The organism is Enterobacter sp. WCHEn045836, from assembly GCF_003965585.1.
Classification (GTDB): Bacteria; Pseudomonadota; Gammaproteobacteria; order Enterobacterales; family Enterobacteriaceae; genus Enterobacter; species Enterobacter dissolvens.
Window position 1 is genome coordinate 1 of the sequence record NZ_RXPT01000001.1, and the last position, 21,643, is coordinate 21,643.

Below are 21,643 nucleotides of genomic sequence, written 5' to 3' on the forward strand. Positions count from 1 at the left end.
TTATCGATGCTACCCGGTGTTGTCAAAGGCAGAATGCAGATTTCCGATCGTTTGCCGATTTATTCAACATTTCGCACATTTGTCAGGCATTGTGTCGCGGATATTTCCAGAGCCAGCGCCCACTTACCATCCGCCAGTAGAACAATGCCCCACGCACGGCCCAGTCAAGGAACATCCCCAGCCAGACACCGACAACCCCCATACCGAGCATGACCCCCAGCGTATAACCCGCTACCACACGGCAACCCCACATACCGAGCATGGATACCCACATCGCAAAGCGGGCATCGCGTGCGCCTTTTAACCCGGCCGGCAGTACCCAGGAGGCCGCCCAGATGGGCATAAAGGCCGCGTTAAGCCAAATGAGGATCTTAACGACCTCTTTGACATCGTCTTCGTGGGTATAGAACGAGGCCATCAGCCCGGCAAAGGGGGCACTCCCCCAGGCAATGAGCGTCAGACCGATGGTCGACAGCCAGAAGACATGGCGCAGCTGCCGCTCCGCCTGCCCTATCTGCCCTTTACCGAGTCGTTTACCGGTGATAATGGTGGAGGCCGACCCGAGGGCGTTGCCCGGCAGGTTAATCAGGGAGGCGATGGAAAAGGCTATAAAGTTACCGGCAATCACATCTGTCCCCATACCGGCAACAAACATCTGGGTAAGCAGTTTACCGCCGTTGAACAGTACCGACTCGATACTGGCAGGAATACCAATCCCCATCACTTCCCAGATAATGGCGAAGTTAAAGGGTCGAAAGTAACTTTTTAACGTGAGGCGCAGCGATGGCGTGATCCCCGCCATCAACACCCCGAGGATGGCTGCCGCACCAATGTAGCGGGAGATGGTGAGCCCCAGGCCTGCGCCAACAAATCCCATTCCCTCCCAGGAGAAAACACCGTAGATCAGGACACTACTGATCATGATATTCAGGATGTTCATTCCGCCGTTGATCAGCAAAGGGATTTTGGTGTTGCCTGCCCCGCGCAGCGCGCCGCTACCAATCAGCGCGATGGCTGCGGCCGGATAGCTTAAGACCGTCATTTCCAGATAGGTCAGCGCCAGATCCTTAACTTCATTCGTCGCTTCACCCGCGACAAAATCGATGATCTCTTTGCCGAAATAGTGGATCACCGCCGCCAGGATGATTGAAAAAATGGTCATGATCATCAGCGACTGCCGGGCGGCTTCGCGCGCACGCTTCGGATCCAGCTTGCCCAGGCTAAAGGCCACCACCACCGTGGTGCCAAGATCGATAGCGGCAAAGAAAGACATCACCACCATGTTAAAACTGTCCGCCAGCCCTACCCCGGCCATCGCCTCTTTACCCAGCCAGCTCACCAGGAAGGTGCTCAACACCCCCATCAGCAGAACGCAGGTATTCTCCAGAAAAATAGGTACGGCAAGCGGGGTGATTTCACGCCAGAACAGAACACGATAACTTTTACGTTTTGCATACCATGGCGTGCGCATAATCGCCTGGCGGAGAGTGGCAGTAACGTTCAAAATGGACCTTAGCGAGAAAAGTTGAAACTCCATTTCAAATGATGGGGGAGAAAAGCTCATCCTGCAAAGTATTTTCCATAAAAAGATGTCTGGATTTGCAACAAACTGATGACAGAATCGGCAATCGATCGCTAATCACTAAGATCAGGTTTGACAAAAGTTTTTTCGCCGCTAAGATAAGCCTCCACAACGATTCCTCTGTAGTTCAGTCGGTAGAACGGCGGACTGTTAATCCGTATGTCACTGGTTCGAGTCCAGTCAGAGGAGCCACATTCTAAAAAGCCCGCTTTTAAAGCGGGCTTTTTGCTTTTCTGGTGAGGAAAACATGGACTCTTTGTTTGTCTACGGTACGTTACGCCCGGGTCACTCAAATGCACATATTCTCGAAAACATCGGCGGCGAATGGCAGGCCGGTTTTGTCACCGGGACGTTTTATGCGCGTGGCTGGGGTGCTGCGGCGGATTTTCCGGGTATCGTGCTGCACGCCGATGGTCCGTGCGTAGAAGGCTATCTCTTTACCTCCAGCAACCTCCAGGCACACTGGCCGATGCTGGATGAATTTGAAGACGGTTACGATCGGGTCGAGGTCATGGTGACCACCGCCGAAGGTGACCAGGTTAAGGCCTGGATCTACCAGCTACAGCCGCGCTCTGTGTAATAAAAAAGGCTCTCTGTCACCAGAGAGCCTTTTTTGCAATCAGCAGCGATTATTCGCTTTTGGCTTCCGCGTTTTTGATTTCGCCCATCACTTTCAGCTTCTTGGAGATGTCACGACGCTCTTTAGACAGCTCAGCGTTTTTGATGATGTAATCATCAACGCGGTCTTCGTAGTCGCTCTTCATGCTGGCGATGATACCCTGGATGGCTTCAACGCTCATACCTGGCTTGATGTAGTCGCTCAGGTTATCCAGCAGCAGAACACGTTTCTGGTTGTCACGGATCTTCTTCTCAACGTCCTGGATTTCACGCTGCAGTTTGTTTTTGCGGCGGAACAGGCGGACGAATTCCAGAACATCCTGGAACGAAGGCTTGGTAGTTTCCATTTTTACACCCCTGATAATGTGAGATTCGGATTCGTTAAAGCAACCGTTGTAACAGTAACCTTACTGACAGCGGTTGCGAATGACAATGAGTATATCGTTTAAAACTATCATAACCCCAATTGATGCTGAATCGAAGCAGCAGCCGTCACATATGGCGATAGCTGCTCTTTATTTGCGCAATGCCCGGCAAATAAGATGCGACAGCAACTCAAGCTGACGCGCCAGTTCCATGCTCAGCCAGACGTAGCCATGAATCGGTGTTTCCGCCACGTTGTCGCTCTGACGCTCGTTGATCAGCTGTTTCAGTTCGGCAACGATCTCATTCAGACGCTCGCTGTTCGCGAGGATAGGTTGCGGGTTACCTTCATAAAGGGCATGAGCGATGGTCAGCAGGGTTTGTTGCGTCATCTGCTGCGTCTCCTTCAGCGTCTGTGCGTTCAGCATCAAGAGATGGCTGGGGCGTGAGGCCCAGTGTGCGTTGATTTGCAGCTCAAGCATGCAGACCAGATTGCGGCTTACGGTCTGGATAGCTTCGAAAATCGATTTCTGGATATGGGTCTCTTTGCTGGCCGGGGTAATCAGACCGCGCATTCTGACCACATCATTAAGGATCTGCTGGAGGTGCTTCTCCAGCCGGGGACGTTCTACCAGATTCGGTGAAAAACCGGCCTGGTAGACGCGGTTAAAGGCAGTGACGTAGTTTGCCATCTGGATGCGCCAGTGCAGGAAAGCGCGCTGCGGCCAGATACCGGTGAAAAGCATCGCCAGCAGTGAACCAAGAATAACATCCCCGCTTCGCCACAGTGCCGTGGTCATATCACCCGCTGGCGCGCCGACCACCACGGCGAGGGTGATACCAATCAGCAGTGCCTGATAGGGCTTTTTACCCAGCGCCAGCCAGCCGCAGAGGAACATTGCGACACCGCACCAGGCCAGCATCACCGGAAATGAAATCAGCTCCAGCTTCAGGGCAATCAGCCCAAGGGCTGAGCCTAAAACCGTACCGCCAATGCGCTCGAAGGCGCGGGGGACAACGTTCCCCCAAAACGAGATTGGCCCCATGACGACCACCAGCGTGATCAGCGGCCACGTGCCTTCAGGAACATCCAGCAAACGGACCAGCACAAACGTCAGAACGAATGCCAGCGCAATACGGCACCCGTGGACCACGCGATAGTGTTTATACAGCCGAATTTCGAAAGATGTTAATGATTTGTCGGGACGCACACCCGCTCTCCAGCTACACGGCAAATCACAATTGTACTGCGTTTTCAGCCGGACGGATCACATCCGGCTGAAAAACCCTACGATTAACAGGACTATCTCGCTTTATTCTCTACGGCGATAAACATTTCGATGTCCCAGTATCCGTCAGCGTTGCCATCATTTAGATAGCGCTCGAAGCACGGTTTAAGCGCCATCTGGTATTTATTGTCCTGCAGGAGGGAATTAAAGAACTGATACCACGGGGTGGCGAAGTCGTAGTTTTCAACACGTGCTTTCGCGACGGCGTAATCTCCGGCAGCAATTTCCGTCATCATGACGCCTTCGCTATTTTCCGGGATCACGAAATCGTCCGGCACCGTAACGGCCGTATCGCAGCGCAGTTTTTCTGCCGGGACTTCGTCCGGATTATCGTAGTACACCGCAACCCACTCCAGTGGCTGAATGTGACGGCCATCGACCCACATGACCAGCTGTTCGAAGCCCTGTTTTACCGTGTGTTCCCATGGCCCGACCAGGTGAAAACCGGCAATCTTACGTTTCTTTTCCTGCCTGATGCTGTAATCCATACTGCCTCCGTTTATTACTGTATATTTATACACTATAAAGCAGAATTTATATTATCGGCAAACGGGGAGTGTTTATTATGTGAGCAGACTCGCAACCCTGCCAGTCTGCTCAAAAAGGTTAGATTTTGTGGTGCAGATAATCACTCAGACGGGAGAAAAGGCCACCTTTATCAACACGCTCAAGCGTCACCAGCGGCCAGTGAGCGACCACCTTGTCACGGTCGTATAACTGGATTTCGCCGACCCGCTGATGCGCGGCAATCGGCGCTTCCAGCTCTTTTTTATCCAGCACGTATTTTGCCTTGATGTTCGGTACTTCAGCTTTCGGTAATGCCAGCCAGAAATCCTGGTCGGTGCCCAGGTTCACCTGTTCTTTATCGCCGTACCAGATCCGCTCGGTGCCCACTTTTTTACCGTTATGCAGGATCTGCACGGTATCAAAATTCTGTTGCCCCCAGTGCAGCAGTTTACGGGCCTGATCCTCACGCCCTTTCGGACTGTCTGCCCCCATCACTACAGCGATCAAGCGACGCTGACCGTCCACGGCGGAAGCAATCAGGTTAAATCCTGCGCCCGACGTATGCCCCGTTTTCAGGCCATCCACGTTCATGGTCTTATCCCACAGCAGGCCGTTACGGTTTTGCTGCGTGATCCCGTTCCAGGTCAGGCTCTTTTCGCTGTACATATGGTAAAACTCAGGCTCGCCGTGGATGATGGCCCTGGACAGCACGGCCAGGTCATACGCAGAGCTGTGCTGCCCCGGGGCATCCAGACCATGAACGGTTTCAAAGTGCGTATCGCGCAGATTCAGCTTTTGCACATAGTCGTTCATCATCTTTACGAACTGCGGCTGACCACCGGCCACGTGATCCGCCAGCGCCACACAGGCATCGTTGCCGGAATCCACAATCAGGCCGCGGCTGAGATCGCGCACAGAAACGCGGTCACCCTCTTTCAGGAACATCAGTGACGAACCGTCAAATACCGGGTTACCTTTTGCCCACGCGTCGCGCCCCACGGTCACAATGTCATCCGGCGAAATGCGGTGGCTATCAATAGCACGGTCAACAACATAGCCGGTCATCAGCTTGGTAAGGCTCGCCGGATTGCGTTGTTGATGTTCGTTGCCCGCCGTTAAGATTTGACCCGTAGTGTAATCCATCAGTACCCAGGAGCCGGCCTGAATGGCCGGGGGCTGCGGCGAAAAATCCAGCGGATCGGCCGCAAAAGCAGATGAGACACTCGAAGCGAGTAAAGAAACAGCAATAAACAGACGGCGTTTCAACGGTATATCCTCAGGTCATTAAAAATCGATGACCTTTTTACGGGAGTTCTGTTGTCGTTACCTGGCTTAATTGCAAAAAAATGTGACAGGAAGCATGTTTTGCCCTGAAGCACGCTCGCAAATTTGCAGCATGACGGTGCTTTTTATTCGGTCTGCTCCTCACGATCGTTTACCATAGTGGTGTCACTTTTTAACAGGATGGTATTACTGGTGTCTGACTCTGCCGCACGCCCGACTTTTTTGTTCCACGACTATGAAACCTTCGGCACCCACCCGGCGCTGGATCGGCCGGCGCAGTTTGCCGCCATCCGTACCGACGACGAATTCAATATCATTGGCGAGCCAGAGGTTTTTTACTGCAAACCTGCCGATGACTACCTGCCGCAACCCGGCGCGGTCATGGTCACCGGGATAACCCCCCAGGAAGCGCGGGAAAAAGGCGTTAACGAGGCAGAGTTCGCCCGCCGTATCCACGATCTGTTCACCGTTCCCCATACCTGCGTGGTTGGGTACAACAATATCCGTTTCGATGATGAAGTGACGCGCAACATCTTCTACCGCAACTTCTACGATCCCTACGCCTGGAGCTGGCAGAACCGCAATTCGCGCTGGGATTTACTCGACATTATGCGCGCTTGCTATGCGCTGCGTCCGGAGGGGATTAACTGGCCGGAGAACGAAGACGGATTGCCAAGCTTCCGGCTGGAGCACCTGACGCGCGCCAACGGCATTGAGCACAGTAATGCCCACGACGCGATGGCCGACGTCTATGCCACCATTGCCATGGCGAAGCTGGTCAAAACCGCACAACCACGTCTGTTTGAGTATCTGTTGAGTCATCGCAGCAAACAGAAACTGATGACGCTGATTGATGTGCCGCAGATGAAACCGCTGGTGCATATCTCCGGCATGTTTGGTGCCTGGCGCGGCAACACAAGCTGGGTGGCACCGCTGGCCTGGCACCCGGATAACCGTAACGCGGTCATCATGGTGGATTTAGCCGGGGATATCTCCCCGCTGCTGGAGCTCGACAGCGATACCTTGCGTGAGCGCCTCTATACCCCGAAAGATGCGCTGGGAGACCTGCCCGCGGTGCCGGTCAAACTGGTGCATATCAATAAATGTCCGGTATTGGCGCAGGCCAATACGCTGCGCCCGGAGGATGCCGACAGGCTCGGGATCAACCGTCAGCACTGCCTGGATAACCTTAAAGTACTGCGCGAAAATCCGCAGGTGCGTGAGAAAGTCGTCGCCATATTTGCCGAAGCCGAGCCATTCATGCCGTCCGAAAACGTGGATGCGCAGCTGTATAACGGCTTCTTCAGCGATGCCGACCGGGCTGCCATGAACATCGTGCTGCAGACCGAACCGCGTAACCTGCCCGCGCTGGACATCACCTTTGCGGATAAACGCATTGAGAAGCTGATGTTTAACTACCGCGCGCGTAACTATCCCGGCACGCTGGATGAAGCTGAGCAGGAACGCTGGCTGCAGCATCGGCGTAATGTGTTTACGCCGGAATATCTGCACGGGTATGCACAGGAGCTGGAGATGCTGTACGGCCAATACGAAGGGAATGAAGAGAAGCAGGCGCTACTGAAAGCACTGTTCAAGTACGTACAAGAGATCGTCTGAAATTCAGCGATAAAAAAACCGGAGCCGATGGTCTCCGGTTTTTTTGCCCGGTGGCGCTGCGCTTACGCGGGCCTACGGGTTATGTCGGTCGGGTAAGCGTAGCCGCCACCCGACACGGTATTACGCAACGTCTTCGTACTGAGGTACCGGGTTACGGAAGCTCTTCGTGACGCAGGCCAGATAAACGAGACCGATACCCGCCCAAATCAGGCCAAGCACCATTGAGCTCTCTTCCAGGTTAACCCACAATGCACCCACGGTCAGCGCACCGCACATCGGCAGGAACAGATACTGGAAGTGATCTTTCAGGGTTTTGTTACGCTTTTCACGGATCCAGAACTGAGAGATAACCGACAGGTTAACAAAGGTGAACGCCACCAGCGCACCGAAGTTAATCAGCGCAGTTGCCATCACCAGGTCAAAGTTGATTGCCAGCAGCGCAATCGCACCTACCAGGATGATGTTCATCGCCGGCGTACGCCAGGTTGGATGCACGTAGCCGAAGAAGCTTTTCGGGAATACGCCATCACGACCCATTACGTACATCAGACGCGCAACGCCTGCGTGCGCGGCCATACCCGATGCCAGTACGGTGATGGTGGAGAAAATCAGCGCGCCAACCTGGAATGCTTTACCCGCCACGTAGAGCATAATTTCCGGCTGAGAGGCATCCGGATCCTTGAAACGGGAGATATCCGGGAAGTACAGCTGCAGGAAATAGGTCGAGAAGATAAAGATCAGACCGCCAATCAGCGCCGTCAGGAAGATAGCACGCGGAATCACACGCTCTGCATCTTTGGTTTCTTCAGACAGGTTGCTGATACCGTCAAAACCGGTAAAGGAGAAGCACAGAATGGTTGCCCCGGTAATCATCGGGATCACATGCGCATCACCAGACCAGAACGGCTTGCTGCTCGCCAGGGTGCCTGCGCCTTCACCATGGAATACGCCATAAATGACCATACCGAGGATCACGGCAATCAGGACAACCTGAAGCACAACGATAACGGAGTTAAAGTTGGCAACAGATTTGATGCTGCGCAGGTTAAAGGCCGTCATAAAGGCCACCAGCGCCACGACGAACATCCAGGATGGGATCGACGGCACCAGTGCTTCAAAGTAAATTTTCGCCAGCAGAATGTTGATCATCGGCGCGAAAAGATAGTCGAGCAGCGACGACCAGCCCACCATAAAGCCAACGGTAGGACTGATGGATTTCTGGGCATAGGTGTAGGCAGAACCGGCAGACGGATAACGACGAACCAGTTTACCGTAGCTCAGTGCGGTAAAGAGGATCGCGACCAGCGCGAAGGCGTACGCGGTCGGCACATGACCGTCTGTGAGGCCTGATACGATACCGAATGTATCGAACAGCGTCATTGGTTGCATATAGGCAAGGCCCATCATAACAACCGGAATCAACGTAAGTGTTTTACGTAATTCCACGCGAGAGGTGTTTGGAGTTGCGTTATGCGACATAGTTATTCTCCTTTACGGTGATAACCGCCACGTAAGCGAAAAATTGCCCCATTTCTTTCTTCCTCAGCGACAACAACTGTCGGATTTTAGTAAATATCTATCCGGTACGAAGCCCGGCCTCTTGGTTTTTAGTTTCGTTTCATACATGCAAAAAAAAATAACCGACGCCTTTTATATCGTCGATTATTCATTTGGTTGCTGCGGCGCATTTTGCCCCACATCAGATACAAAACGCAATACTTTACAAAGGCATTGTAAATTTTCCTGCGCTAACTGGCTGATTTCTCGACACCACTCTGCGTGTAGACGGCAGCGATAGCACTATTTGCTAAAATTTCGTCCCGCCACCAGGCGCTGGCTAACCCCGCTGTTTGTTCATTCCAGCCAACCCACACCGATTCGTTACTGCTTTGAGCCAGCACCTGTTTTTCAACCAGCGCCCCGCTATCAAGGAACCGCTGTGCCAGGTAGCGGGGCAAATAGCCACACCCCAGCCCACTGATTTGCAATTCCAGCTTGGTTTTAAAATCAAAAACGGTGATCGCCTCTTGCTCATCAAGCAACTGCGACGAGACGGCGCATTCCGGGCGTGAGCTGTCGCCCACCACGATGGCGCGGTAACTTTTAATAATGCGCCGATTAATGGGCTCCGGCTCCCGGGCCAGCGGATGATGTGGAGCGACCGCGAAAACTTGCTCCAGTATCCCGAGGCGGGCAAATCCAAAATCGCTCAGCTGAGGAGGTTCATGTAATGCGCCGACGATGATATCCGCCCTGCCCTGAACCAGGGCCTCCCAGGAGCCGCCCAGCACACCATTAATGAAAATCAGCCGGGTCACGCTGTGGCGCTGATAAAACGCCTCAATCAGCGGCGTCAGGAGAGAAAACGGAAAGGTATCGTCAACACCAATCACCAGTTCATTTTCCCAGCCCTGATGAAGTTTGATGGCCTGCTTTTCCAGTTCGCGGACGGTGTGCAAAACTTCACGCCCTTTTTCCAGCAGCATCTGTCCGGTGCGGGTAAAGCGAGCCCGGTGGCCGGAGCGATCGAGGATCTGGATATTCAGATCGCTTTCCAGTTTATGAACGGTATAGCTCAGCGCTGAGGGGGTTTTGTAGAGCTTCGCCGAGGCAGCCGCAAAGCTGCCTTCTTTTTCCAGTGCATCCAGAATAATAAGAACATCCAGCAGCGGTTTCATGTTCGCCCCCTTCCGGTGTGCGATCGTCTCCGCTGCGGGACTTATGCCATGGGCATCACCAGCGGATCGGGATACTGATACTCAAACCCCAGCTCATGACAAATGCGATTGCCATCAACAATTTTGCCTTTACTTCCGTCCTTCGCGTCACCAAAAACGGGTGGCGCCAGGCCCAGCTGACGCGCCATTAGCGGGTAAAATGTGCTACGCGCAGGATGAGAGGGCGCACATATATTATAGATGTGCCCACCCTTTGGAGCCTGTAAGAGAAGCTCAATTGCGCCAATAACGTCCTCTAAATGCACCAGATTGACAACATGTTGCCCATCAGGGGCTGACTTGCCGGCAAAAAAGCGTCCCGGATGCCGCCCTGGGCCAACCAGCCCCGCCAGACGCACGATATCGACCTGCGTACCCGGCAGGTTGTGCAGCCAGTCTTCCAGCTCTTTCAACACCTTGCCGCTCGCGGTGAAAGGATGGCGCTCGGTGCCCTCTTTCACTACCCCTTCCACATCGCCATAGACCGATGTTGAGCTGGTAAAGATTATACGCGGTACATGGTGCGCCAGCGCGCTGTCGACAATCTCCTGCATCGCCTGCAGATAAAATGATTCGCCCGGACCGCTGCGTCGCGCGGGAAGCGTAATGACCAGCGCATCCACATTCATCAGCGTGTCCAGATCGTCAGCATCACACACCAGCTCAGGTTCAAGACGCAGTTCGACGCCATCAATACCGCACATGCGCGCCGCCTCTACCCCGTCCGCCGTGGTTTTGCTCCCGGTCACTTGCCAGCCTTTCGCGGCTAATGACATCGCCAGCGGCATTCCCAGCCACCCTAAACCGACAATCGCGACCTTTTTCATGCGAATTCTCCTGACTCTCACTCGTCTGTCTTAAGGCTACGCCAGCCCGGCAGAACACACAATTCATAGCGTCAATATGAAATGAATTAATGATCAAAAAAAGCCCTTGCAATCTGTCATACAACTGGTTTAGGTTAAAAGACATCAAATGAATAAGCATTCATCGAGAATATTTATATGACACGCGTTCAATTTAAACACCACCATCATCACCATCATCCTGACTAGTCTTTCAGGCGATGTGTGCTGGAAGACGTTTGGATCTTCCAGTGGTGCATGAACGCATGAGAAAGCCCCCGGAAGATCTTCTTCCGGGGGCTTTTTTTTGGACCAAATTCAGACAGGTTAATGAGGAACACAGAATGTTAGATAACTCACGTTTACGCATAGCTATTCAAAAATCAGGCCGTTTGAGTGATGATTCACGCGAACTGCTGGCCCGCTGCGGGATTAAAATCAACCTGCACACCCAGCGCCTGATTGCTCTGGCTGAAAACATGCCCATCGACATTCTGCGCGTGCGTGATGACGATATCCCGGGACTGGTGATGGACGGTGTCGTTGACCTTGGCATCATCGGTGAAAACGTGCTGGAAGAAGAGCTCCTGACCCGTCGCGCTCAGGGTGAAGATCCGCGCTATTTTACCCTGCGTCGCCTGGACTTCGGTGGCTGCCGCCTGTCGCTGGCGACACCGGTTGATGAAGCCTGGGACGGCCCGGCCGCGCTGAACGGCAAACGTATCGCGACCTCCTATCCTCACCTGTTAAAACGCTATCTGGATCAGAAAGGCGTGCAGTTTAAATCCTGTCTGCTGAACGGTTCTGTCGAAGTCGCGCCGCGCGCGGGTCTGGCAGACGCCATCTGCGACCTCGTCTCCACCGGTGCTACCCTGGAAGCGAACGGCCTGCGCGAAGTGGAAGTCATTTACCGCTCCAAAGCGTGCCTGATCCAGCGTGACGGCGAGATGGCCGATGCCAAACAGCAGCTGATCGACAAACTGCTGACCCGTATTCAGGGTGTGATTCAGGCGCGTGAATCCAAGTACATCATGATGCATGCACCAACCGAACGTCTGGACGAAGTGATTGCCCTGCTGCCAGGCGCTGAGCGCCCTACCATCCTGCCACTGGCAGGCGATCAGCAGCGTGTGGCGATGCACATGGTGAGTAGCGAAACGCTGTTCTGGGAAACCATGGAAAAACTGAAGGCACTGGGCGCCAGCTCTATTCTGGTGCTGCCAATTGAGAAGATGATGGAGTAACGGCCATGAGCTTTAACACGATCATCACCTGGAATGAGTGTACTGACGAACAGCAGCGCGAGTTGTTAATGCGCCCGGCCATCAGCGCCTCCGAAAGCATCACCCGTACCGTGACGGAGATCCTCAATAACGTCAAAACCCGCGGCGACGACGCGCTGCGGGAATACAGCGCAAAGTTTGATAAAACGGAAGTTGACGCCTTAAAGGTTACCGAACAGGAAATCATTGATGCCAGCAATCGTCTGGGTTATGACATCAAACAGGCAATGGCCGTCGCGGTGAAAAACATCGAGACCTTCCACGTCGCGCAGAAATTACAGACCGTCGATGTGGAAACGCTGCCGGGTGTGCGATGCCAGCAGGTGACCCGTCCGGTCGCCTCGGTGGGTCTCTACATCCCTGGCGGCTCCGCCCCGCTGTTCTCAACCGTATTAATGTTGGCCACCCCGGCGCGTATCGCCGGTTGTCAGAAAGTGGTGCTCTGCTCCCCACCGCCGATTGCCGATGAAATTCTGTATGCTGCAAAACTCTGCGGTGTGCAGGACGTGTTTAAAGTCGGTGGTGCGCAGGCGATTTCTGCCCTCGCGTTTGGCACTGAATCTGTTCCGAAGGTCGACAAAATTTTTGGCCCGGGCAACGCCTTTGTCACCGAAGCCAAGCGCCAGGTCAGCCAGCGTATTGACGGCGCGGCCATTGATATGCCCGCGGGGCCGTCTGAAGTGCTAGTGATTGCCGACAGCGGCGCCACGCCGGATTTTGTGGCGTCTGATCTGTTATCCCAGGCGGAACACGGCCCGGATTCGCAGGTGATTTTATTGACGCCAGATGCCGATATGGCTAAACGCGTGGGTGAAGCCGTAGAGCGTCAGCTTGCCGACCTGCCGCGCGCCGACACGGCACGCCAGGCGCTATCCGCCAGCCGCCTGATTGTGGCGCGCGATCTGGACCAGTGCATCGCTATCTCCAACCAGTACGGCCCGGAGCACCTGATTATTCAGACCCGCAACGCGCGCGACCTGGTCGACAGTATCACCAGCGCAGGGTCTGTTTTCCTCGGCGACTGGTCCCCGGAGTCCGCTGGCGACTACGCCTCCGGCACCAACCACGTTCTGCCGACATATGGTTACACCTCGACCTGTTCCAGCCTGGGCCTGGCCGATTTCCAGAAACGCATGACCGTGCAGGAGTTGTCCCGCGAAGGATTTGCCTCGCTGGCGTCCACCATCGAGACGCTGGCCGCCGCCGAACGCCTGACCGCTCACAAAAACGCCGTTACGCTGCGTGTTGCAGCCCTGAAGGAGCAAGCATGAACATTGAAGAATTAGCGCGGGAAAATGTCCGTCGACTGACGCCTTATCAGTCTGCTCGTCGCCTGGGCGGCAACGGTGATGTCTGGCTGAACGCCAACGAATTCCCGACAGCGGTACAGTTTGAGCTGTCACAGCAGACGCTGAACCGTTATCCGGAGTGCCAGCCAAAAGCAGTCATTGAAAACTATGCGCAATATGCAGGCGTGAAGCCGGAGCAGGTGCTGGTCAGCCGCGGCGCGGATGAAGGTATTGAGCTGTTGATCCGTGCGTTCTGCGAGCCGGGTAAAGATGCGGTGATGTTCTGCCAGCCTACCTACGGCATGTACAGCGTCAGCGCGGAAACCTTTGGCGTGGCGTGCCGTAACGTGCTCTCCCTGGAGAACTGGCAGCTGGACCTGCAGGGAATTGCCGACAATCTGGACGGCGTGAAGGTGGTCTTTGTCTGTAGCCCCAACAACCCGACCGGGCAGATTATCAACCCTCAGGATATCCGTACCCTGCTGGAGATGACCCGCGGCAAAGCACTGGTGGTCGCCGACGAAGCCTATATTGAATTCTGCCCTCAGGCGACGCTGGCCGGCTGGCTGGAAGAGTACCCACACCTGGTGGTGCTGCGTACGCTGTCGAAAGCCTTTGCGCTCGCAGGTCTGCGCTGCGGGTTTACGCTGGCCAATAAAGAGGTGATCGACCTGCTGCTGAAAGTTATCGCCCCGTACCCGCTTTCTACTCCCGTGGCTGACATTGCCGCTCAGGCCCTGACCCCGCAAGGGATCAATGCAATGCGTGAGCGTGTAGCGCAAATCCTGGAAGAGCGACAGTACCTGGTGACCGCCCTGAAAGCGATCCCTTGCGTAGAGCAGGTGTTCGACTCTGAAACCAACTACCTCCTGGTTCGCTTTACTGCCTCCAGTGCCGTATTTAAATCTTTATGGGATCAGGGCATTATCTTACGTGATCAAAATAAACAACCTTCTCTGAGCGGCTGCCTGCGTATTACCGTAGGTACCCGTGCAGAGAGCCAGCGCGTGATTGACGCACTGAAAGCGGAGAAAGTATGAGCCAGAAGATCCTCTTTATCGACCGAGACGGCACCCTGATTTCGGAGCCACCAACCGATTTTCAGGTCGATCGTTTCGACAAACTGGCTTTTGAACCAGACGTGATCCCGGTGCTGCTGAAACTGCAGAAAGCCGGATACAAGCTGGTGATGATCACCAACCAGGACGGACTGGGTACCGACAGCTTCCCGCAGGCCGACTTTGACGGCCCACATAATCTGATGATGCAGGTACTCACCTCTCAGGGGGTGGTATTTGATGAGGTGCTGATTTGCCCACACCTGCCTGCCGATGCGTGCGACTGCCGCAAGCCGAAGGTGAAACTGGTAGAACGCTATATGCAGGAAGATGTCCTGGATAAAGCCAACAGCTATGTCATTGGCGATCGCGCCACCGACATTACGCTTGCCGAAAACATGGGCATCGCCGGGCTGCGCTACAACCGCGACGATCTCAACTGGGCGAAGATTGGCGAGCAGCTCACCAAACGTGACCGCTACTCGCACGTAGAACGCAACACCAAAGAGACACAGATTGACGTGAAGGTGTGGCTGGATCGCGAAGGCGGCAGCAAGATCCACACTGGGGTGGGTTTCTTCGACCATATGCTGGATCAGATTGCCACCCACGGCGGCTTTCGCATGGAGATTACGGTAAAAGGCGATCTCTACATTGACGATCACCACACCGTTGAAGACACCGGTCTGGCGCTGGGCGAAGCACTGAAGCTGGCCCTGGGCGACAAACGTGGCATCAACCGTTTTGGGTTTGTTCTGCCCATGGATGAGTGCCTGGCGCGCTGTGCGATGGATATCTCTGGTCGTCCGCACCTGGAATATAAAGCCGATTTCACCTATCAGCGCGTGGGCGATCTCAGCACCGAAATGGTGGAGCACTTCTTCCGTTCATTGTCCTACACCATGGGCCTGACGCTGCATCTGAAGACCAAAGGCAAGAACGACCACCACCGAGTGGAGAGCCTGTTCAAGGCCTTTGGCCGTACCCTGCGCCAGGCAATTCGTGTGGAAGGTGACGCCCTGCCCTCATCAAAAGGAGTGCTGTAATGAATGTGGTGATTCTGGATACCGGATGCGCCAACCTGAACTCCGTGAAATCGGCCATTGCGCGCCACGGCTACGAGCCGGTGGTGAGCCGTGACCCGGACGTAGTGCTGCGCGCCGACAAACTCTTCCTGCCTGGTGTAGGCACCGCGCAGGCGGCGATGGATCAGATCCACGAGCGTGAACTGGTCGATCTCATCAAAGCCTGTACCCAGCCAGTGCTCGGGATTTGCCTGGGGATGCAGCTGCTCGGCCGTCGTAGTGAAGAGAGCAACGGTGTCGATCTGCTGGGTATTATTGAGGAAGACGTGCCAAAAATGGCCGATCACGGTTTACCACTGCCGCACATGGGCTGGAACCGCGTTTATGCGAAAGCGGGTGACAGACTGTTTCGCGGCATTGAGGATGGCGCTTACTTCTACTTCGTGCACAGCTACGCCATGCCGGTGAATCCCTACACCATCGCCCAGTGCAATTATGGCGAGGCGTTTACCGCAGCAGTGCAGAAAGATAACTTCTTTGGCGTGCAGTTTCACCCGGAACGTTCGGGTGCCGCAGGCGCTCAGCTGCTGAAAAACTTCCTGGAGATGTGATGATTATTCCCGCTTTAGACTTAATTGACGGCACGGTTGTTCGTCTTCATCAGGGTGATTACGGCCAGCAGCGCGACTACGGTAACGATCCGCTACCGCGCCTGCAGGATTATGCCGCTCAGGGTGCGCAGGTGTTGCACCTGGTGGATTTAACGGGCGCGAAAGATCCGGCAAAACGCCAGATCCCACTGTTAAAAAAACTGGTGGCGGGCGTGGATGTCCCCGTACAGGTTGGTGGCGGTGTGCGCACGGAAGATGACGTTGCGGCCCTGCTGGACGCCGGCGTGGCGCGCGTGGTGGTCGGCTCGACGGCGGTCAAAGACCCCGACACGGTGAAAAGCTGGTTCCGCCGCTTTGGTTCTGACGCGCTGGTGCTTGCCCTGGATGTCCGCATCGACGAACAGGGCAATAAGCAGGTGGCGGTCAGCGGCTGGCAGGAAAACTCCGGCGTGACGCTGGAAGAACTGGTCGATATGTATCTGCCCGTTGGCCTGAAGCACGTGCTGTGCACCGATATCTCCCGCGACGGCACACTGGCGGGCTCTAACGTCTCGCTGTATGAAGAGGTCTGCGCGCGTTATCCGCAGGTAGCCTTCCAGTCTTCGGGCGGAATTGGTGATATCGGCGATGTGGCGGCGCTGCGCGGTACCGGCGTCAAGGGTGTGATTGTGGGCCGGGCCCTGCTGGAAGGAAAATTTACTGTGACGGAGGCGATTCAATGCTGGCAAAACGGATAATCCCTTGCCTGGACGTACGTGACGGCCAGGTCGTAAAAGGCGTGCAGTTCCGCAACCACGAGATCATCGGCGACATCGTCCCGCTGGCGAAACGGTATGCCGATGAAGGCGCAGACGAACTGGTATTTTACGATATCACCGCCTCCAGCGATGGCCGCGTGGTAGACAAAAGCTGGGTCGCGCGCGTCGCAGAAGTGATTGATATTCCGTTCTGTGTGGCGGGCGGGATTAAGTCTGCAGAAGATGCGGCGAAAATCCTCTCCTTCGGTGCCGACAAAATTTCTATTAACTCCCCTGCGCTGGCTGACCCGGAACTGATAACCCGTCTGGCCGATCGCTTTGGCGTGCAGTGTATTGTTGTCGGTATCGACACCTGGTATGACGCAGCCACCGGCAAGTATCACGTCAACCAGTATACTGGCGACGAAAGCCGTACCCGCGTGACCCAATGGGAGACGCTGGACTGGGTTCAGGAAGTCCAGAAACGTGGCGCGGGCGAAATCGTACTGAACATGATGAACCAGGACGGCGTACGTAACGGATACGATCTGGAACAGCTGAAAAAAGTGCGTGAGGTTTGTCACGTACCGCTGATCGCCTCCGGCGGCGCGGGCACTATGGAACACTTCCTGGAAGCCTTCCGCGATACGAACGTTGACGGTGCGCTGGCGGCGTCCGTGTTCCACAAACAGATTATCAATATTGGTGAGTTAAAAACGTACCTGGCCGACCAGGGCGTGGAGATCAGGGTATGTTAACAGAGCAACAACAGGCGCAGCTGGACTGGGATAAAACTGACGGATTACTGCCCGTGGTTGTCCAGCATGCCGTTTCCGGTGAAGTGCTGATGCTGGGATACATGAACCAGGAGGCGCTGGCAAAAACGGTCGACAGCGGCAAAGTGACCTTTTACTCGCGCACGAAACAGCGCCTGTGGACCAAAGGGGAAACCTCAGGCCACTTCCTGAATGTGGTTAGCATTACGCCGGATTGCGATAACGATACTCTGCTGGTTCTGGCTAATCCCATCGGTCCGACCTGCCATAAAGGTACCAGCAGCTGCTTCGGAGAGGCTAGCCACCAATGGCTATTCCTGTATCAACTGGAGCAGTTACTGGCTGAGCGTAAAACGGCAGATCCTTCCAGCTCGTATACGGCGAAGCTGTATGCAAGCGGCACCAAGCGTATTGCGCAGAAGGTGGGTGAAGAAGGCGTTGAGACCGCGCTGGCCGCGACGGTACATGACCGCGAAGAGCTGACCAACGAAGCGTCTGATTTGATGTATCACCTGCTGGTGCTGCTGCAGGATCAGGAGCTGGATTTAACGGCGGTGATTGAGAACTTACGTAAGCGCCATAAATAAAAAAAGACCGGGGAAACCCGGTCTTTTTTTGTCTGCGAATCAGGCTTTTGGCTTGTAGTTACGCAGCGCGTTGCGGCCGAGAACCACACCAGAACCGATAATCCCACCGAGCAAGACTGCCAGTATTAACGTGATGGCCTTTTTCGGGCTATCACGATAGACGGGAAGATCCGGCTTCATGACGTAACGATAGACATGGATGGTATCCGGGTTCACGTTCAACTTCTCGATATCCAGTAAGTTTTGCTTAGTCTGGTAGTAAGCGCCAGAGAAGACCAGCGGACGAGACGCTTCGTTATCAATCATTGATTTCAGCGCTTCGCTCCCCAGCAGGAACATGGTTTCCTGAGTCACATCCTGGGTTTGCTGGATCTGCGGAGTGGTAATTTTCGCCGCTTCCGCGTTCTTAAGCGCCTCAGAAATCTGTTTAATACGCAGATCTTTTTGCTCCTGAGCGACTTTCTCCTGGTTTTCAAGGGAGTCGTTCAGGCTGGTGATCTGCTGCTTAATATTGTCTTTGAGGTCGAGAGCAAGTTCCTTCGCCGTTTGCTCATCCACCTGTTGGATGTACTGCGCAAGCTGTTTCTGTGCCGCTTCTGCTGACTCTCCTTGATAGGTTACGCTTAACGGCAGCGATTGCCCTTTGACGGTAGCATCAATGGTCAGCTTTTCGGGCATTTCCTGGTTTTCGAGCGCCTGGGCTAAAGCAGAAAATGAGGAATTGAAACGGCCAATGACCCGATTTTGGATATCCAGCATTGAAGGTGCCGCACTACCGTAAAGGATATTCAGTGCATTCGCGTATGTGGCAATCTGTGCCGCATCCGGTTGGGAAATAATCGCCGACGAGGTCCATTTTTCTTTTGCAACGGTGATGTAAATACCCGCAATGATGATAGAAACAGCAACAAAAGCGCCAATTACCCACTTTCCACGCCACAGCTGTAGCACTAAATCAATTAAATCAATTTGCTCCGGACCATTACTGCTATTAACCGGAGTATTGTTGTTCTGCGTCATACAATCCCTAACAGATGAAAAAGGGCAAAAACAGTGATGTTTACATAGTGTATCTGTTGCCAGCGATTTTTCTATCAGAATCCGATGAGTTATATCGGAAAGATGGGTTATGTAACTCGCGGTCAACGCGTTATCATATAGCAATTCTGATGCCTCAGGCATCGACAAGATAGAAATATAATGAGGGAAGATATGAAATTTTTGGTCACGGGCGCGGCAGGTTTTATCGGGTCGCATGTCAGCCAACGCTTGCTGGATGCCGGGCATCACGTCGTCGGAATTGATAATTTGAATGACTATTATGACGTCAATCTCAAGCTGGCACGTCTGGATTTACTGAAATCCGGGAATTTCACCTTCCACAAAATGGAGTTAGCCGATCGTGAAGCTATGGCAGCGCTGTTTGCCACCGAAAAGTTTGATCGCGTGATACATCTGGCCGCACAAGCAGGTGTGCGTTACTCGCTGGAAAATCCGCACGCGTATGCGGATGCTAACCTGGTCGGTCACCTTAACGTGCTGGAAGGGTGTCGCCATAACAACGTTCAGCATCTGCTGTATGCGTCATCAAGCTCCGTTTATGGTCTGAACCGCAAGATGCCGTTCTCCACTGACGACTCCGTAGACCACCCGGTGTCACTGTACGCGGCGACCAAAAAAGCCAACGAGCTGATGTCGCATACTTATTCCCATCTGTATAACCTGCCGACCACCGGCCTGCGTTTCTTTACCGTGTATGGCCCGTGGGGACGTCCGGACATGGCGCTGTTCAAGTTTACAAAGGCAATGATAGAAGGCAAAAGCATCGATGTTTACAACTACGGCAAGATGAAGCGTGACTTCACTTACATTGATGACATCGCTGAAGCCATTATTCGTTTGCAGGATGTCATTCCTCAGGCCGATGCAGACTGGACCGTCGAGACCGGTTCCCCGGCGACCAGCTCCGCGCCTTATCGCGTTTACAACATAGGTAACAGCTCTCCGGTCGAGCTTATGGATTACATTACGGCGCTGGAAGAAGCACTCGGCAAAGAAGCAGAGAAAAACATGATGCCGATTCAACCGGGTGACGTGCTGGAAACCAGCGCGGACACGAAAGCGTTGTATGACGTTATTGGCTTTAAACCGCAGACTTCAGTCAAAGACGGGGTGAAAAACTTTGTCGACTGGTATCGCGCTTTCTACAAGGTCTGAAAATAAAAAAACCCGGCAACATGGCCGGGTTTTTTACGCGCGTTAAAATAATCAATCGCTACCGAACAGATCGCGGGTATACACTTTATCCGCCACATCCGCCAGCTCTTCCGCCATGCGGTTAGAGATAATAACGTCCGCTTCCTGCTTGAACGAATCCAGATCGCGAATCACGCGTGAATGGAAGAATTCATCTTCCTGCATTGCAGGTTCATAAATAATGACCTGAACACCCTTGGCTTTAATGCGCTTCATGATCCCCTGAATGGACGAGGCGCGGAAGTTATCGGAACCGCTCTTCATGATCAAACGATACACGCCCACCACTTTCGGCTGACGCGCCAGGATGGAATCAGAAATGAAATCCTTACGCGTACGGTTGGCATCCACAATGGCTGAAATCAGGTTGTTTGGCACAGCCTGATAGTTGGCCAGCAGCTGCTTGGTATCTTTTGGCAGGCAGTAACCACCGTAGCCAAATGAGGGGTTGTTATAGTGGTTACCGATGCGCGGATCGAGACAAACACCTTCGATGATCTGGCGGGTGTTCAACCCCAGGCTCTCTGCATAGCTGTCCAGTTCGTTGAAGTAAGCGACACGCATTGCCAGGTAGGTATTGGCGAAAAGCTTAATCGCCTCCGCTTCTGTGGAGTCGGTAAACAGTACCGGAATATCTTTCTTGATGGCGCCTTCCTGCAGCAGCGCGGCAAAACGTTCCGCGCGCTCAGAACGCTCACCAATCACGATACGGGAAGGATGCAGGTTATCGTATAACGCCCTGCCCTCGCGCAGGAACTCTGGCGAGAAGAAGATATTATCGATGCCTAACTCTTCTTTGATGGATTTAGTGAAACCTACCGGAATGGTTGACTTGATAATCATCACCGCATTTGGGTTTATTGCGATAACGTCCTTGATTACTGCTTCAACCGTTGAGGTATTGAAGTAGTTAGTCTTGGGGTCGTAATCAGTAGGGGTCGCAATGATGACAAAATCCGCATTACGATAGGCATCTTCTTTATCAGTCGTTGCACGGAAATTCAGCGGCTTATTTGCCAGATACTCCTGGATTTCTTTGTCGACAATTGGAGACTTCTTCTGGTTAAGCATGTCCACTTTGGCCTGCACGATATCCAGTGCAACCACTTCATGGTTTTGTGCAATCAGGATGCCGTTTGAAAGCCCGACATAGCCCGTTCCGGAGATAGTTATTTTCATTCGATCAACTTCTTCAAGTT

General features: G+C 53.9%; 23 protein-coding genes, 1 tRNA gene and 1 other annotated feature. Of the genes, 13 read left to right on the top strand and 11 right to left on the bottom strand.

The genetic code is table 11. The annotated features are described in order from the left end of the window. Window positions 1-82: 82 nt before the first annotated feature. Window positions 83-1,537, bottom strand: a complete 1,455-nt coding sequence (gene emmdR, locus EKN38_RS00005) for a multidrug efflux MATE transporter EmmdR (RefSeq protein ID WP_014832583.1) — start codon at window positions 1,535-1,537, stop codon at window positions 83-85. A gap of 161 nt (window positions 1,538-1,698) precedes the next feature. Here emmdR and EKN38_RS00010 point away from each other — a divergent pair. Together EKN38_RS00010 and EKN38_RS00015 are read left to right on the top strand one after the other, a co-directional pair. After that, window positions 1,699-1,774, top strand: a tRNA-Asn gene (locus EKN38_RS00010). A gap of 55 nt (window positions 1,775-1,829) precedes the next feature. After that, window positions 1,830-2,162: a gamma-glutamylcyclotransferase family protein gene (locus EKN38_RS00015; protein ID WP_014832584.1), complete on the top strand. Its 333-nt coding sequence runs from the start codon at window positions 1,830-1,832 to the stop codon at window positions 2,160-2,162. Between the two features lie 49 nt (window positions 2,163-2,211). Here the strand turns inward: EKN38_RS00015 and EKN38_RS00020 are convergent, their stop codons facing one another. The 4 genes from EKN38_RS00020 to dacD form a co-directional block, all read right to left on the bottom strand. Continuing rightward, on the bottom strand, window positions 2,212-2,547 hold the full coding sequence (locus EKN38_RS00020; RefSeq protein WP_010432067.1) for a DUF496 family protein: 336 nt from the start codon (window positions 2,545-2,547) through the stop codon (window positions 2,212-2,214). A 168-nt stretch (window positions 2,548-2,715) separates the two neighbouring features. Then, on the bottom strand, window positions 2,716-3,774 hold the full coding sequence (locus EKN38_RS00025; RefSeq protein WP_014832585.1) for an FUSC family protein: 1,059 nt from the start codon (window positions 3,772-3,774) through the stop codon (window positions 2,716-2,718). A gap of 92 nt (window positions 3,775-3,866) precedes the next feature. Continuing rightward, window positions 3,867-4,340, bottom strand: a complete 474-nt coding sequence (gene sbmC / locus EKN38_RS00030; protein ID WP_014832586.1) for a DNA gyrase inhibitor SbmC — start codon at window positions 4,338-4,340, stop codon at window positions 3,867-3,869. Window positions 4,341-4,458: 118 nt separating this feature from the next. Further along, window positions 4,459-5,625, bottom strand: coding sequence for a serine-type D-Ala-D-Ala carboxypeptidase DacD (gene dacD, locus EKN38_RS00035; RefSeq protein ID WP_014832587.1), 1,167 nt, complete (start codon window positions 5,623-5,625; stop codon window positions 4,459-4,461). 198 nt (window positions 5,626-5,823) lie between these two features. Here dacD and sbcB point away from each other — a divergent pair, with 198 nt between their 5' ends. Further along, complete coding sequence (gene sbcB, locus EKN38_RS00040; RefSeq protein ID WP_371335831.1) at window positions 5,824-7,260, top strand: exodeoxyribonuclease I; 1,437 nt, start codon at window positions 5,824-5,826, stop codon at window positions 7,258-7,260. A gap of 120 nt (window positions 7,261-7,380) precedes the next feature. Here the strand turns inward: sbcB and plaP are convergent, their stop codons facing one another. The 4 genes from plaP to EKN38_RS00060 all read right to left on the bottom strand — a co-directional run bounded on the left by plaP (window position 7,381) and on the right by EKN38_RS00060 (window position 10,804). Next, complete coding sequence (gene plaP / locus EKN38_RS00045; RefSeq protein WP_014832589.1) at window positions 7,381-8,739, bottom strand: putrescine/proton symporter PlaP; 1,359 nt, start codon at window positions 8,737-8,739, stop codon at window positions 7,381-7,383. Next, window positions 8,729-8,791, bottom strand: a complete 63-nt coding sequence (yoeI, locus tag EKN38_RS00050) for a membrane protein YoeI (protein ID WP_099458931.1) — start codon at window positions 8,789-8,791, stop codon at window positions 8,729-8,731. Before yoeI ends, plaP begins: the two co-directional genes overlap by 11 nt. A gap of 217 nt (window positions 8,792-9,008) precedes the next feature. Further along, window positions 9,009-9,938, bottom strand: coding sequence for a LysR substrate-binding domain-containing protein (locus EKN38_RS00055; protein WP_014832590.1), 930 nt, complete (start codon window positions 9,936-9,938; stop codon window positions 9,009-9,011). Window positions 9,939-9,979: 41 nt separating this feature from the next. Next, window positions 9,980-10,804, bottom strand: a complete 825-nt coding sequence (locus tag EKN38_RS00060; RefSeq protein WP_126521521.1) for an SDR family oxidoreductase — start codon at window positions 10,802-10,804, stop codon at window positions 9,980-9,982. 177 nt (window positions 10,805-10,981) lie between these two features. On the opposite strand from EKN38_RS00060, the gene hisL reads away from it, so the two are divergent. The 9 genes from hisL (at window position 10,982) to hisIE (ending at window position 18,188) form a co-directional block, all read left to right on the top strand. Continuing rightward, window positions 10,982-11,032, top strand: coding sequence for a his operon leader peptide (hisL, locus tag EKN38_RS00065; RefSeq protein ID WP_001364200.1), 51 nt, complete (start codon window positions 10,982-10,984; stop codon window positions 11,030-11,032). Beyond that, window positions 11,008-11,131: a sequence feature (His leader region), on the top strand. Its footprint overlaps the gene before it by 25 nt. A gap of 35 nt (window positions 11,132-11,166) precedes the next feature. Then, window positions 11,167-12,066 carry an ATP phosphoribosyltransferase gene (gene hisG, locus EKN38_RS00070; RefSeq protein WP_000886595.1) on the top strand — a complete coding sequence of 300 codons (900 nt, stop codon included), beginning with the start codon at window positions 11,167-11,169 and terminating at the stop codon, window positions 12,064-12,066. Between the two features lie 5 nt (window positions 12,067-12,071). Further along, the gene (gene hisD / locus EKN38_RS00075; protein WP_014832592.1) at window positions 12,072-13,376 is read left to right on the top strand and encodes a histidinol dehydrogenase; all 1,305 of its coding nucleotides are present in this window, start codon (window positions 12,072-12,074) and stop codon (window positions 13,374-13,376) included. Then, complete coding sequence (gene hisC, locus EKN38_RS00080; protein ID WP_014832593.1) at window positions 13,373-14,434, top strand: histidinol-phosphate transaminase; 1,062 nt, start codon at window positions 13,373-13,375, stop codon at window positions 14,432-14,434. Before hisD ends, hisC begins: the two co-directional genes overlap by 4 nt. Further along, window positions 14,431-15,498 (top strand): bifunctional histidinol-phosphatase/imidazoleglycerol-phosphate dehydratase HisB, encoded by a 1,068-nt coding sequence (gene hisB, locus EKN38_RS00085; protein ID WP_014832594.1) that lies wholly within the window; start codon window positions 14,431-14,433, stop codon window positions 15,496-15,498. The genes hisC and hisB overlap by 4 nt, the downstream gene beginning before the upstream one ends. Further along, a complete protein-coding gene (gene hisH / locus EKN38_RS00090) occupies window positions 15,498-16,088 on the top strand; it encodes an imidazole glycerol phosphate synthase subunit HisH (RefSeq protein ID WP_014832595.1) in 591 nt (196 codons plus the stop codon). The genes hisB and hisH overlap by 1 nt, the downstream gene beginning before the upstream one ends. Continuing rightward, entirely contained in the window at window positions 16,088-16,825 is a 738-nt protein-coding gene (gene hisA / locus EKN38_RS00095; RefSeq protein WP_014832596.1) for a 1-(5-phosphoribosyl)-5-[(5-phosphoribosylamino)methylideneamino]imidazole-4-carboxamide isomerase, read from the top strand. The genes hisH and hisA overlap by 1 nt, the downstream gene beginning before the upstream one ends. Further along, window positions 16,807-17,583 (top strand): imidazole glycerol phosphate synthase subunit HisF, encoded by a 777-nt coding sequence (gene hisF / locus EKN38_RS00100; protein WP_014832597.1) that lies wholly within the window; start codon window positions 16,807-16,809, stop codon window positions 17,581-17,583. Before hisA ends, hisF begins: the two co-directional genes overlap by 19 nt. Then, window positions 17,577-18,188 (top strand): bifunctional phosphoribosyl-AMP cyclohydrolase/phosphoribosyl-ATP diphosphatase HisIE, encoded by a 612-nt coding sequence (gene hisIE, locus EKN38_RS00105; protein WP_126521523.1) that lies wholly within the window; start codon window positions 17,577-17,579, stop codon window positions 18,186-18,188. Before hisF ends, hisIE begins: the two co-directional genes overlap by 7 nt. A gap of 39 nt (window positions 18,189-18,227) precedes the next feature. Here the strand turns inward: hisIE and wzzB are convergent, their stop codons facing one another. Then, window positions 18,228-19,208 (bottom strand): LPS O-antigen chain length determinant protein WzzB, encoded by a 981-nt coding sequence (wzzB, locus tag EKN38_RS00110; protein WP_014832599.1) that lies wholly within the window; start codon window positions 19,206-19,208, stop codon window positions 18,228-18,230. Between the two features lie 192 nt (window positions 19,209-19,400). On the opposite strand from wzzB, the gene EKN38_RS00115 reads away from it, so the two are divergent. After that, window positions 19,401-20,405, top strand: coding sequence for an NAD-dependent epimerase (locus tag EKN38_RS00115; protein ID WP_014832600.1), 1,005 nt, complete (start codon window positions 19,401-19,403; stop codon window positions 20,403-20,405). A gap of 51 nt (window positions 20,406-20,456) precedes the next feature. On the opposite strand, the gene ugd is transcribed toward EKN38_RS00115, so the two are convergent. Then, on the bottom strand, window positions 20,457-21,623 hold the full coding sequence (ugd, locus tag EKN38_RS00120; RefSeq protein ID WP_014832601.1) for a UDP-glucose 6-dehydrogenase: 1,167 nt from the start codon (window positions 21,621-21,623) through the stop codon (window positions 20,457-20,459). Between the last annotated feature and the right edge of the window lie 20 nt (window positions 21,624-21,643).

Coding starts and splice junctions, on each gene's coding strand:
- emmdR (WP_014832583.1), bottom strand. CDS start 1,537: ATGGAGTTTCAACTTTTCTCGCTAAGGTCCATTTTGAACGTTACTGCC.
- EKN38_RS00015 (WP_014832584.1), top strand. CDS start 1,830: ATGGACTCTTTGTTTGTCTACGGTACGTTACGCCCGGGTCACTCAAAT.
- EKN38_RS00055 (WP_014832590.1), bottom strand. CDS start 9,938: ATGAAACCGCTGCTGGATGTTCTTATTATTCTGGATGCACTGGAAAAA.
- hisD (WP_014832592.1), top strand. CDS start 12,072: ATGAGCTTTAACACGATCATCACCTGGAATGAGTGTACTGACGAACAG.
- hisB (WP_014832594.1), top strand. CDS start 14,431: ATGAGCCAGAAGATCCTCTTTATCGACCGAGACGGCACCCTGATTTCG.
- EKN38_RS00020 (WP_010432067.1), bottom strand. CDS start 2,547: ATGGAAACTACCAAGCCTTCGTTCCAGGATGTTCTGGAATTCGTCCGC.
- ugd (WP_014832601.1), bottom strand. CDS start 21,623: ATGAAAATAACTATCTCCGGAACGGGCTATGTCGGGCTTTCAAACGGC.
- hisF (WP_014832597.1), top strand. CDS start 16,807: ATGCTGGCAAAACGGATAATCCCTTGCCTGGACGTACGTGACGGCCAG.
- hisG (WP_000886595.1), top strand. CDS start 11,167: ATGTTAGATAACTCACGTTTACGCATAGCTATTCAAAAATCAGGCCGT.
- plaP (WP_014832589.1), bottom strand. CDS start 8,739: ATGTCGCATAACGCAACTCCAAACACCTCTCGCGTGGAATTACGTAAA.
- wzzB (WP_014832599.1), bottom strand. CDS start 19,208: ATGACGCAGAACAACAATACTCCGGTTAATAGCAGTAATGGTCCGGAG.
- EKN38_RS00060 (WP_126521521.1), bottom strand. CDS start 10,804: ATGAAAAAGGTCGCGATTGTCGGTTTAGGGTGGCTGGGAATGCCGCTG.
- EKN38_RS00115 (WP_014832600.1), top strand. CDS start 19,401: ATGAAATTTTTGGTCACGGGCGCGGCAGGTTTTATCGGGTCGCATGTC.
- hisC (WP_014832593.1), top strand. CDS start 13,373: ATGAACATTGAAGAATTAGCGCGGGAAAATGTCCGTCGACTGACGCCT.
- sbcB (WP_371335831.1), top strand. CDS start 5,824: ATGGTATTACTGGTGTCTGACTCTGCCGCACGCCCGACTTTTTTGTTC.
- sbmC (WP_014832586.1), bottom strand. CDS start 4,340: ATGGATTACAGCATCAGGCAGGAAAAGAAACGTAAGATTGCCGGTTTT.
- hisA (WP_014832596.1), top strand. CDS start 16,088: ATGATTATTCCCGCTTTAGACTTAATTGACGGCACGGTTGTTCGTCTT.
- hisH (WP_014832595.1), top strand. CDS start 15,498: ATGAATGTGGTGATTCTGGATACCGGATGCGCCAACCTGAACTCCGTG.
- hisIE (WP_126521523.1), top strand. CDS start 17,577: ATGTTAACAGAGCAACAACAGGCGCAGCTGGACTGGGATAAAACTGAC.